The sequence below is a fragment of the Alcanivorax sp. HI0007 genome (assembly GCF_001635525.1).
Lineage (GTDB): Bacteria > Pseudomonadota > Gammaproteobacteria > Pseudomonadales > Alcanivoracaceae > Alcanivorax.
Genome location: NZ_LWEJ01000273.1, coordinates 1 through 10469, shown reverse-complemented (window position 1 = coordinate 10469; position 10469 = coordinate 1). Strand labels below are relative to the sequence as shown.

Annotated in this window: 11 protein-coding genes; 8 read left to right on the top strand and 3 right to left on the bottom strand. The window is 56.6% G+C overall.

What is annotated here, in order from left to right; all coding sequences use genetic code 11:
- From A3714_RS16585 to A3714_RS18375, 8 genes are all read left to right on the top strand, one after another.
- On the top strand, nt 1–273 hold a 273-nt coding region (locus tag A3714_RS16585; RefSeq protein ID WP_304439031.1), incomplete at its 5' end, for a glycosyltransferase family 9 protein.
- Nucleotides 274–296: 23 nt separating this feature from the next.
- The gene (gene waaC / locus A3714_RS16580; RefSeq protein WP_063508321.1) at nt 297–1322 is read left to right on the top strand and encodes a lipopolysaccharide heptosyltransferase I; all 1026 of its coding nucleotides are present in this window, start codon (nt 297–299) and stop codon (nt 1320–1322) included.
- Complete coding sequence (locus A3714_RS16575) at nt 1319–2413, top strand: glycosyltransferase family 4 protein (RefSeq protein WP_063508322.1); 1095 nt, start codon at nt 1319–1321, stop codon at nt 2411–2413. Before waaC ends, A3714_RS16575 begins: the two co-directional genes overlap by 4 nt.
- Nucleotides 2410–3258 carry a lipopolysaccharide core heptose(I) kinase RfaP gene (gene rfaP / locus A3714_RS16570; RefSeq protein WP_063508323.1) on the top strand — a complete coding sequence of 283 codons (849 nt, stop codon included), beginning with the start codon at nt 2410–2412 and terminating at the stop codon, nt 3256–3258. Before A3714_RS16575 ends, rfaP begins: the two co-directional genes overlap by 4 nt.
- A 4-nt stretch (nt 3259–3262) precedes the next feature.
- Entirely contained in the window at nt 3263–4687 is a 1425-nt protein-coding gene (locus tag A3714_RS16565) for a hypothetical protein (RefSeq protein ID WP_063508324.1), read from the top strand.
- Nucleotides 4684–5637 carry a glycosyltransferase gene (locus A3714_RS16560; protein WP_063508325.1) on the top strand — a complete coding sequence of 318 codons (954 nt, stop codon included), beginning with the start codon at nt 4684–4686 and terminating at the stop codon, nt 5635–5637. Before A3714_RS16565 ends, A3714_RS16560 begins: the two co-directional genes overlap by 4 nt.
- Nucleotides 5634–6410, top strand: a complete 777-nt coding sequence (locus A3714_RS16555; protein ID WP_082844640.1) for a sulfotransferase — start codon at nt 5634–5636, stop codon at nt 6408–6410. Before A3714_RS16560 ends, A3714_RS16555 begins: the two co-directional genes overlap by 4 nt.
- 2 nt (nt 6411–6412) lie before the next feature.
- On the top strand, nt 6413–6931 hold the full coding sequence (locus A3714_RS18375) for a DapH/DapD/GlmU-related protein (protein ID WP_063508327.1): 519 nt from the start codon (nt 6413–6415) through the stop codon (nt 6929–6931).
- Here the strand turns inward: A3714_RS18375 and A3714_RS16545 are convergent.
- The 3 genes from A3714_RS16545 to A3714_RS16535 are packed head-to-tail and all read right to left on the bottom strand — an operon-like array spanning nt 6915 to nt 10253.
- Nucleotides 6915–8138, bottom strand: a complete 1224-nt coding sequence (locus tag A3714_RS16545; RefSeq protein ID WP_156492933.1) for an O-antigen ligase — start codon at nt 8136–8138, stop codon at nt 6915–6917. The two genes, A3714_RS18375 and A3714_RS16545, sit on opposite strands and share 17 nt — an antisense overlap.
- Before the next feature lie 18 nt (nt 8139–8156).
- Nucleotides 8157–9068, bottom strand: coding sequence for an LpxL/LpxP family Kdo(2)-lipid IV(A) lauroyl/palmitoleoyl acyltransferase (lpxL, locus tag A3714_RS16540; RefSeq protein WP_063508329.1), 912 nt, complete (start codon nt 9066–9068; stop codon nt 8157–8159).
- Nucleotides 9069–9086: 18 nt separating this feature from the next.
- Nucleotides 9087–10253, bottom strand: coding sequence for a hypothetical protein (locus A3714_RS16535; RefSeq protein ID WP_063508330.1), 1167 nt, complete (start codon nt 10251–10253; stop codon nt 9087–9089).
- Nucleotides 10254–10469: the final 216 nt, after the last annotated feature.

The following is a 10469-nucleotide window of genomic DNA, read 5'->3' as shown; positions in this document are numbered from 1 at the left end:
GAATCGTTGCTGACCACCGCGGTGGTCAGCAACGATTCCGGCCTGATGCATATCGCTGCGGCGCTCAAGCGGCCGCTGGTGGCCGTGTACGGTTCCACGTCCCCAGGTTTTACCCCGCCATTGGGTGATAGAGTGGCAGTGGTAAGGCTGGGGCTGGAATGCAGCCCCTGTTTCGAACGGGAATGCCCGCTGGGGCATTTGAATTGTCTGCGCCAGCTGCCCCCTTCGCAGGTGATCGATGCCCTGCAGCAGCTGGAAAGCGCGGATGCCTGAGTTGACGGCGAGCGGGTTCTGACATGCGTGTGCTGCTGATCAAAACCTCCTCCATGGGGGATGTGATCCACACCCTGCCGGCACTGACCGATGCCCTGGCGGCCATCCCCGATCTACAGGTGGATTGGGTGGTGGAGGAGGCCTTTGCCGATCTGGCTCGCCGCCACCCGGCGGTGCATCAGGTGTTCCCCTGTGCCCTGCGTCGCTGGCGCAAGCATCCTTTCAAGGCGCGCCGTTCCGGTGAGTGGGCGACCTTCAAATCTGCCGTTCAAGCCAGTAAATACGATGCGGTCATCGATGCCCAGGGGCTGATCAAGAGTGCCTTTGTGACCCGGCTGGGGCGGGGACCAAGTTTCGGCCTGGACAAGCACTCCGCCCGGGAAGGGCTTTCCGCCCGGGTGCTGGATCATCCTCTGGCCGTGGCAAAAGGGCAGCATGCCATCGATCGGGTGCGACAGCTTTTTGCCCTGGCGCTGGGTTATACATTGCCCGGCAGCGCCCCGGACTACGGCTTGCCGCGCAGCCACGTTCCCACATCCTTGAATCGACCGGCGCAGCTGGTGTTCTGTCATGGCACCACCTGGCCCACCAAACATTACCCGGAAGCCTTCTGGCGCCAGCTTGTGGAGCTGGCCAGCGCGGAGGGGCATAGCGTTTTTCTTCCCTGGGGCAACCCGATGGAAAAGGACCGCGCCACTCGTCTCGCCGATGGGCTGAGCGGGGCGCACGTGCTGCCGCAAATGGGCCTGGATGCCCTCACCGACAAGTTGCTCGGCTGGGACGCCTTTATTGCCGTGGATACCGGCCTGGCCCATCTGGCGGCGGCGGCGGGTCTGCCTGGCGTGGCACTTTACGGCCCCACCGACCCGGTGCTCACCGGGGTGCAGGGCGCCCGCGCCCACTCTCTGGCAGCGGATTTTCCCTGTGCGCCCTGCGTACAGGAGAAATGCACCTATCGCGGTGAGCTGGGCAAGGGAGTGGAGCCGCCCTGTTTCAGCAGCCTGAAACCGAAACAGGTGTGGCGGGAATTGCGGAGGCGCACCGCATGAAACTGGCCATGGCGCTCTATCATTACTTCCCCTATGGCGGCCTGCAGCGGGATTTTGCGCGCATTGCCCGTGAGGCGGTGAGTCGGGGGCATGAGGTCGTGGCGCTGGTGAGCGACTGGCAGGGTGAAACCATTGACGGTGTCACCGTGCAGCGCATCCACGTGTCAGGCGGCAGCAATCATGGACGCATGCGCTCCTTTGCGAGGGGCGTTCTTGCCGCCCGGGCAACTGGAGGCTTTGACCGGGTGGTGGGTTTTAATCGCCTGCCGGGTCTGGATGTGTATTTCGCTGCTGATAGTTGCTTTGCCGAACACCTCAGTAGCAAGCCGACACCCGTGCGTTGGCTTCCACGTTATGCCAGTTACCTGAAACTGGAACAGGCAGTGACGGCGGCGAATGGCCCTCTGATTCTGTTTCTCAACGACGATCAACGGGATCAGTACCTGCGCCATTATCCGTTGGCGGCAAATCGCTATGCGGTGCTGCCGCCGGGCATTGAAAGAGATCGTCAACGGCCTGCGGATCATGAGGCCCTGCGGCAACAAACCCGGGAAAGCCTGAGTGTTGATGAGCAGGAAACCCTGCTGTTGTTTCTTGGTTCCGGCTTTAAGGTCAAAGGTCTGGATCGGGCCCTCAAGGCTTTCGCCACTTTGCCGGAAACCGCGAAGTTGATGATCGTGGGCAACGATCAGGCCGATGCCTATCTGTCAGGTTTGGCCGAATCCCTGCGCTGTCGCATTCTTGTGCTGGGGCCACGGGATGATGTCACCGCCTTGATGCAGGCGGCAGATATGCTGTTGCATCCTGCCTATAGGGAGTCTGCCGGTATGGTATTGCTGGAAGCCACGGTAGCGGGGTTGCCGGTGCTGACTACGGATACCTGTGGCTATGCCCGCTACGTGCGTGAAGCGGGTTCCGGTGAAATTGTCCTGTCTCCGTTCAGCCAGCAGGCGCTGGATGACACCCTGCAGAAAATGGTGCGCCAGTTGCCGGGGCCCTGGCAGGAAAATGGTGTGGAGTATGGACGCAACCCGGCCCTCTATTGTCTGGCCCAGACAGTGATGGATCAGGTGGAGAACTGGACACCATGAAGCTTTTCCTGCGCGATGACATTGTCGCCCTGTGGGGCGACCGTGACCCTTTCTACCAGGCCGCCGAGCAGGAAGGTGAGATCTTCCGGGCCCGGGAGGGCCGCCGCACCCTGCGATTTGCAGGCAATGGTCGCAGCTATTTTCTCAAATACCATGGTGGCATTGGCTGGAAGGAAATCTTCAAGAATCTGACCCAGGGAAAATTGCCCGTGCTGGGTGCCATGGATGAAGTGGTAGCCATTGATGCGGTGCGTGGCGCAGGCCTGGATACCATGACGATTGCGGCCTATGGTTCCCGGGGAAGGAATCCGGCGTTGGTGGAGTCTTTCATCGTAACCGATGATCTGGTGGGTACGTTGAGCCTGGAAGATCTCGGTGAACGCTGGATAAAGGATCCTCAGGCGTTGCCGCCGACCTTCAAGCGGGCACTGATTGAGCGTGTGGCCACGATTGCCCGCACCATGCATGGCGCGGGGATTAATCACCGGGATTTCTATCTGGCCCATTTTCTGATGCGCGATGAAGATGCGGCGGCGAATAATGCGGATGGCCCCTTGTACCTGATTGACCTGCATCGCTCCCAGGTCCGTAGCCAGGTTCCCCGTCGCTGGCGTATCAAGGATCTGGGTGGGTTGTATTTTTCCACTGCCCGGTTCGGTATGACACATCGCGATCTGCTGCGGTTTATACGTAGCTACAGTGGTTTGCCGCTGCGGCAGGCGCTGGCTGACGACAATATCTGGTCAGGGGCCCGTCGCGAGGCAGAAAAAATCTATCGTCGCTATTTTGAAGTGGAGCCAAAGCTCCCGCTGCAGTTCAACGAACACCCGGGAAAGGATATCTGAGCTGATGGCGGATTCGTCACGGGACCCCACCGCAACCCTGCTGGCCAGCCGTGAAACCGCTTTGCCGGTGACGCTGACTCCGCATGGGCATGTGCTGGAGCTGCAAGCCTTGCTGCGTTTCATGCCGGAACGACGCGCTGTCTATTCCGGGCTGCTGGATGGGCAGCCAGTGATTATCAAGCTGTTTTCTGCGCACCCCCGCTCCCGCCGCGAGGTGCAAACCGAGCACCAACGACTGGCGGCATTGGCTGAAAAGCAGGTGCCAGCTCCCCGGGTATTGTTGCGGGATTACCCCGGTGAGACAGCCTTGCTGGTACTGGAACATTTGGGGCAGATGTCGGCCAAGGTGCGTTTGCAAAAAATGTCTGCTGGGGAGATCCCTGGTCTGGTACTGGAGCTGGTGGCGCTGACCCGCAACATGCACCGCCAGGGTGTGGTGCAAAATGATATCCACCTGGATAACTTTATTTTAGCCGAAGGTAGTTGGCATGTGATTGATGCGGGGGATGTGGAGGTGGCTGATGCTCCCGTAGAGAAGAGCAGGGCCCTGGCCAACCTGTCACTGCTGCTTGCCCAGTTTCCTCCTCTGTCCCTCCCTTCCGCACAACAGGTCGCGGACGCCTACGGAGATGCGTTTTCGCCACAGCAGCTGGCAGACTGCCTGAAAAAAACACGCCAGGCACGTTTGCGAAAACTGGTTAAAAAGTCCCTGCGAAACTGTACCGAATTTGTGGAGCTGGATGGCAAGGGATATACCGGTATGGGGCGACGTCAGGATCAGTCACTGATTGATGCCTTGCTCGACCATGGTCTGGATGCGCTGCTGGAAGACAGTGAGCGGTTGAAGGACGGCAACAGCGCCACCGTCGGTCGGGTTCGCCTTCATGGTGAAAGCCTGGTTATTAAGCGGTATAACGTGAAAAGTGCCTGGAAAAAACTGGCGCGTCAGTTCAAGAGCCGGGCAAGAAACTCCTGGCTCAATGCCGCCTACCTGGGCCTGGTGCATGTGGAAACACCGCAAGCGGTTTGTTATCTGTCCAGCAAGCCGGCCGGATTAACCGATCGAGAGTATCTGGTTTGCCGCAATGCGCAGGGAAAAATGCTGCCGGAGATCTGTGAAGATGGCGGGATGTTGCGAAGCCGTGCGTTGAGTCAGATGGCGGATTTTTTTGCGGTGATGCGTCTGATGGCATTCAGTCACGGTGACAGCAAGTACACAAATTTTCTGTTCCGTGACGGGGAACTGCAGGTGCTGGATCTGGATGGCATGAGCCGGGAGCCGGGTCGTGGTTTGGAACAGGATCTTGCGGCGCAGCGCGAGCGGCTCTTTGAAAGCTGGCGTCCCCGCGAGGCGCTGGCGCCGCAAGCCCGTCAGGAATTTCAGGCGTTGTACGACGCGCGAATCCAATCCATCGAGAGTTGGTTATGAAAACCCTGGTTGTGTCCACTGACGGCAAGCTGATGGTGACGCGCCCCATTTGGGAAGCGGCAAAGCAGTACTTTGATTTCGATCACGTGGAAGTGACCCGCGAGCATGGACTGGAAGCCTATTTCAATGAGGCAGATTTCAGTGGCTATGATCGCGTCATCGCGGATACCAATCTGCGTCGGCTTGGCAAGCGCTACTCTTGCCTGAAACGAGCGCCCGGGCTGGTGATCTTTGATCATGATGTTTGTCAGAATAACGTTCCTTCCAGCGAGTGGTATCGTCGTTATCCCGCCGTGCTTCGCGACCTTGGAAGAGCAAGAATCATTGTTTCCGGTGCCGGCCTGGCGCAACAACTCCGTGATGAAGGGATTGATGCCTGCTTCCTTCCCAAAGGCTACGACGGCAACACTATTTCCGATCTGGGTCTGGAGCGCACTGTCGAATCTGCATTTGTGGGCCGCGTAAAAAACAAGGTCTACAAAAAACGAAAGCGGTTTTTGCTCAGACAGGAGAAGCTCGGCAAGGTGCAGCTTTTGCGTGCAGAACCGGGCGAGCCTTATAACCGGTTGCTTAATACGATTCGGGTGTTTGTCAGTGCGGACATTGGCTTCAACGAATACATGATCAAGAATTTTGAAGCCATGGCAGCGGGATGTGTGCTGTTGGCCTGGCGGCAACCGGCCCTGGAGCAGCAGGAGCTGGGTTTCGTGGAAAACGAAAATATTGTCTTGTACGACAGTGAGGCCGAACTGCATGAAAAGTTGCAATGGCTTCATTCCAATCCGGATAAAGCGGCGGCGATTGCCCGGGCAGGGCAGGTCGTTGTCAGGGAGAAGCATACCTGGGCCTGTCGGGCTGCCACCTTCCCCGCCCTGCTGGCGGCGGATATCAAGACCGCCCCATCGCCGAACTGGCGGGATAAAGTACGATTGCTGGGAGCCGGTAAATGAGTGCGACCTATCTGCATGTAGTCGGATGCCCGCGCAGTGGCACAACTCTCATGGCGGAAATGCTGGTGGCCTGCTATCCCCATGAGGGCCACTCGGAGCATGAGGAAACTATCTTCAAGGTGAAGCCCCAGGCAAGTGGGCTGCGGCTTTCGAAAAAACCCAACGATGCCTTGTGGATGGCGCCGCTGCTTGAGCGTGACCCAAATCTTTATGTCATTGCCATGATGCGGGACCCCCGCTCGGTGATCTGCAGCATGCACAAGGCCTGGCCTGGCATGTATTTCTGCAACTATCCGGTATGGAAGCGGGCAGAAAAAGCTATAACGGAAATCCAGGCCCACCCCAGGGTGATGGTGCTGCGCTACGAGGATCTGGTCAGTGACCCCAAAGGCGTGCAGCAACGTATGGAAGACATCTTCCCTTTTCTTCAACGAAGCCATGATTTTGATCGATTTCACGAAGTGGCCGAGGCTGGTGAAGATGCCCAGAATGCGCTTGGCGGGCTGCGCCAGGTGGATCTGTCGCGGATCGCCGGTTGGCGGGAGCATCTGCCACGTCTGAAGCAGCAGCTACAGCGTTACCCTCAGCTGGCGCAGGATCTGATCACCCATGGTTACGAAAGCAATAATGACTGGCAGGCGCAGCTGGAGGGGGTGACAGCAGAGACCTTTCCCTGTCGTTATTCCGACTCTTCCGAGTTCTGGAAGCATCTGGAACAGAAGCTGCGGTTTATCGGCAAGCGCCGACGCTATTTCCGTGACAGAGGGCTTTGATCATGCAAACCCTTCGTGAGTTCGTGTTTCTGGGGCTGGCCAACCACCTGCCTCGCCTGCGGTTCAGTGACAAATGGCGCTGGCTGCTTCTCAAGGCTGCTGGCTTTGATATGCAGGGACGTTCCACGGTCTATGGTCCTGTGGTACTACGCCCGATTGGCGCTGCCGCAAAGGTGCATATAGGTAAAGGCTGTTTTATCAATACCGAGGTGCGTTTCGCCTGCCCCAAGGCTCCGATTACCCTCGGCGAACGTTGTCGTATCGGCCCCCGAGTCTGCTTCGAGGGCGCGCAGCACAGTCTTTATCTCAATGAAAAGGGGCGCCGTGGCACTACGGGTGCACCAATCTCACTTGGCAGTGATGTGTGGATTGGTGCCGGGGCAATCATCATGGCCGGTGTTTCAATAGGTGACGGCGCGGTTGTTGCCGCTGGTGCCGTTGTTTCAAAATCTGTTGATCCTTTTACTCTGGTGGGCGGAGTGCCGGCAAAAAAAATCAAGGATCTTAAAGATGTTTTTTAAGATCATTTCGGTGGCTTAGTCCTGCGATAAAGCCGAAAGGAAGCCAGAAGATAAACCATATTGCTGAAGGCGGTGCAATAAGCTTGCTAAGGTCAGTTAAAGACAGGAATAGCGCCGCCGTAATCGCTGGTATTGCAGCGATAAGGTAGCTCATATTTTTCTTTGCCATGATCAGCGGTGCTGAAATAGTGGTTGCGAAAAGCAGGATAACGCCTGTCAGGCCACTATAGACCCAGGTTGATAGGCCAAGGTTATGCGGGTGCTGAATATGCAGCTCTGTCACTGGTACGAGGCTTTGGGATAGCTCTGTGTCAACGAACTTTAAATTAATCCCTCTCCCAAAAAATAATGTGTCCTCCAGTGTTTTTATCGTTGCTGCCCAAATATCAATCCTGTGGGTGCTGCCTCTCGCGATAAGCGAGTGAAAGAAGTCAGGTATAACCGCATACAAAATAATCAGGCTAAGACATGTTGCCAAAACTGCGATCCACTTGGTTTTTTGGGGTACTGGGCTTGTAAGACACAGGGCTGCCCCCCATGCGCCTAATGCCAGTAATGGCCCCCGGCTGGCAGTGGTCAATGTGTATATTAAAAGGCATGAAAAAAGTATAGCGGCTAGTTTGGTCGGAAACTTGCCAAGCGCTTGCAGCATCATAACGGCCGATGCCGAAACCGCGATCAATATTGATGGCCCCATTATGGGGTGTTGAATGATGCCGGGGCCCATGTTGCGACTTGGGGCGTCTGAAGAGAAAAAGTAATTGAGTATGGTGTATACGCAGACAGCCAGTGTTGCGATGCACAGATGAAGTGCAGTTTCTTTCAGCTTTTCTTTCGGGGAGCAGGAGATGAAAATTAATCCTAGCCAGAAGAAAAGCAAACCTGTTCCCCAGCGTATGTAGCTGCTGAACGCATCACCTTCCCCCCAGAAGAGAGTAGCCATCGTATAAAAAATCAAAGCAACACCAAGTAACGCGCTTGAATTCAGTCTTCCTGGCAGTTCTTTTCTTTTGTCCCAGAGCGTGTAAGCAATAAACAAAGCGAAAAAATTAAAAAGCCACCTGGATAATTGGCTGTCAGCTGAAATCAGCATAGACGTGTAGAACGGTATGATAAGGACCGAGGGGTGGACAGCTTTTTCAGAAGGCAGTGTCATTTTTAAAGCGTTCATTTTTGTGGTTCGGGTTGCGATTTCTGGACTGTTCAAAATGGCTCCGCTGGAAAGTCAGTAAAATGATTTTCCATCAGGCTGATGTTTGAACCGTTTATGCACCCATAAATATTGTTCCGGGTGTTTGCGGACATAGTGTTCGATGGTCTGGTTGATGCGTGCGGTATCCGCCTCGTCGTCGCCGCTGGGGAAATTCTCCAGTGGCGGACCGAATTCAATTTGGTAACGGCCGCCGGGCAGGCGGTAGTGAGCCGTGGGGATAACGCGAGCCTTGCCCATTCTGGCAATGCGGCTGGTGGCGGTGATGGTGGCGGCGGGGATACCAAAGAACGGTACGAATACCGCGTGGGCGATGCCGTAGTCCTGATCCGGTGCGTACCAGAGCACTTCGCCATTGCGGAGCAGACGAATCATTTGCCGGATATCGCTGCGGGGAACATTGCCTTTCAGGTAGTTGCCGCGGCCCTGATTGATCAAGCGGTCGATGACCCGATTGTCATTGGGTCGGTAAACGGCGTAGAAATCCATCAGATATCCAAGCAGCCGCGATCCCACATCAATGCTGTTGAAGTGCATTCCCAGCAACAGGACTCCTTTGCCTTCAGCGCGGGCCTGTTCAATATGCTCCATTCCCTTGATCACCAGGCGCTTATCCAGATCGATGCGGTGATTGCTGAAGCTGCCGGCCATTTCCAGGATGGCCTCGCCGGTGCTGATCACGCTGCGGCGGGCGAGATTCTCCTGCTCCTCAGGGGTTAATTCAGGAAAGCAAAGCCGGATGTTGGTACGGGCGATGTGGCTGCGTCTTTTTGCCAGTCGCCATGCCAGATGCCCGAGCCCTCTGCCTGTCGCCAGCAAAAAGTTCCAGGGGAGCTGGCCAACCAGCCAGAACAGTCCCACACCGATCCAGGAAGGGTACAGTCTGGGATCAGACAATCGGGTAGGGCGGTTTGTTCGTTTTCCCATGCAAGACTCGGAACAGATCTATCGGCTATTGGGCCTGATTGAAGGACGCTCGCTCAGCCGGGCCAGTAACAGGGCCAGAGGCAACCAGACACTGAGCCAGCTGGCATGAAAGGGCACCAGCAGGAAGGCACCAGCGGAAAATGCCATGAAAAGACCGGGTAGAACGGCGATGGAATAGGCCGCGTCTTCATGCCAGTTGATCTGCCGTTGCAGAAGTGCAGTAAAAGGGCTGATCCAGCTGGCGAGAAACAGCACCAGCCCGACCAGGCCTACGCTATGAATCAGCAACACAAACAGATTTCGTGGATGTGCCAGGCTGAGCAGACGATCATTGTCCCGGGCCAGTACGCTGTTGAGTGTCTCCTGATTAAGGCCATTACCGATCAGTGGATGCAGGAAATAGTTGCTGAGGGTGAAGTCGCTACGTCCCTCCAGCATCAGATAGACACCGGCCAACAGAGGAACAACGGCCAGCCAGGCCCGGCGCTGACGGCTGGCAAGCCAGCTCAGGGCGAGCATGACTGCCATCAGGCCCAAAGGCAGGGAAGTCAGGCACAAGAAGACAAAGCCCACGGCGGCGCCCACCAGTCGGCGACCCCCTTTGCCGCTGAATCCCTCTTCCATTCCCTGAGCGAGAAGAATAAAGGTTGGGGCGACCATGGCCATCAGCGCGACGCTGGGGTCCAGGGACGGCAGGTGAAAGATCAGGTTGGCCGGTTCACTGAACAGCGGGCTGCTAAGCGGCTGGGTGGTGTAGTAGCTGATCATCACCATGGTAACCACAACCATGGCGCAGAGTGCGCCATTGGCCAGCGCCTGTTTGAAGGTGTTGCGGAAATACAGATGTAGCCAACGGAAAATACCCACCATGACGATGATCTGCACCATGCCCCGCACCGCCCGTGAGGTATTGGGTTCTTCCGCCCAGGTGAAACTCAGAGCGGCCCAACCGATAAACAGGTAGAGCGGGACCAGCAGCGGTGAAGTCATCAGCCGATAGTCGCCGCTGACCACGGCGCGGGTCAGCAAGGTGAGTGCCGGCAGGAAGAAAAGCACATCCAGCACGTTGAGAAAACCAATGCGGGAATTGAACAGGAAGGCGCCGCTGAACATCACCGCAAAGGACAGGGTCAGCCACCAGCGTAGCCAGCGACCTTGCATGATGTTGGGGGGAAGAGGCGGCATAGCGTTCCTGTAGCTCCTGAAGTCGGCTTAATTGGCGCACATGATACCTGTCTGATGGAGGGATGCGTAGCCGCGGCAAAGTGTAAAGGTGGATCCACTACACTGGCTCTGCCCCTCACCGGTTCATGTGACCGTTTCCTTGAGTCCTTTCAGCAGGTTAGCTGGTTACTTGCCTATGCTACACTGCATCGAAGTCCGGCACTGTTGCGTTTTGGA

Coding starts and splice junctions, on each gene's coding strand:
- waaC (WP_063508321.1), top strand. CDS start 297: ATGCGTGTGCTGCTGATCAAAACCTCCTCCATGGGGGATGTGATCCAC.
- A3714_RS16575 (WP_063508322.1), top strand. CDS start 1,319: ATGAAACTGGCCATGGCGCTCTATCATTACTTCCCCTATGGCGGCCTG.
- rfaP (WP_063508323.1), top strand. CDS start 2,410: ATGAAGCTTTTCCTGCGCGATGACATTGTCGCCCTGTGGGGCGACCGT.
- A3714_RS16565 (WP_063508324.1), top strand. CDS start 3,263: ATGGCGGATTCGTCACGGGACCCCACCGCAACCCTGCTGGCCAGCCGT.
- A3714_RS16560 (WP_063508325.1), top strand. CDS start 4,684: ATGAAAACCCTGGTTGTGTCCACTGACGGCAAGCTGATGGTGACGCGC.
- A3714_RS16555 (WP_082844640.1), top strand. CDS start 5,634: ATGAGTGCGACCTATCTGCATGTAGTCGGATGCCCGCGCAGTGGCACA.
- A3714_RS18375 (WP_063508327.1), top strand. CDS start 6,413: ATGCAAACCCTTCGTGAGTTCGTGTTTCTGGGGCTGGCCAACCACCTG.
- lpxL (WP_063508329.1), bottom strand. CDS start 9,068: ATGGGAAAACGAACAAACCGCCCTACCCGATTGTCTGATCCCAGACTG.
- A3714_RS16535 (WP_063508330.1), bottom strand. CDS start 10,253: ATGCCGCCTCTTCCCCCCAACATCATGCAAGGTCGCTGGCTACGCTGG.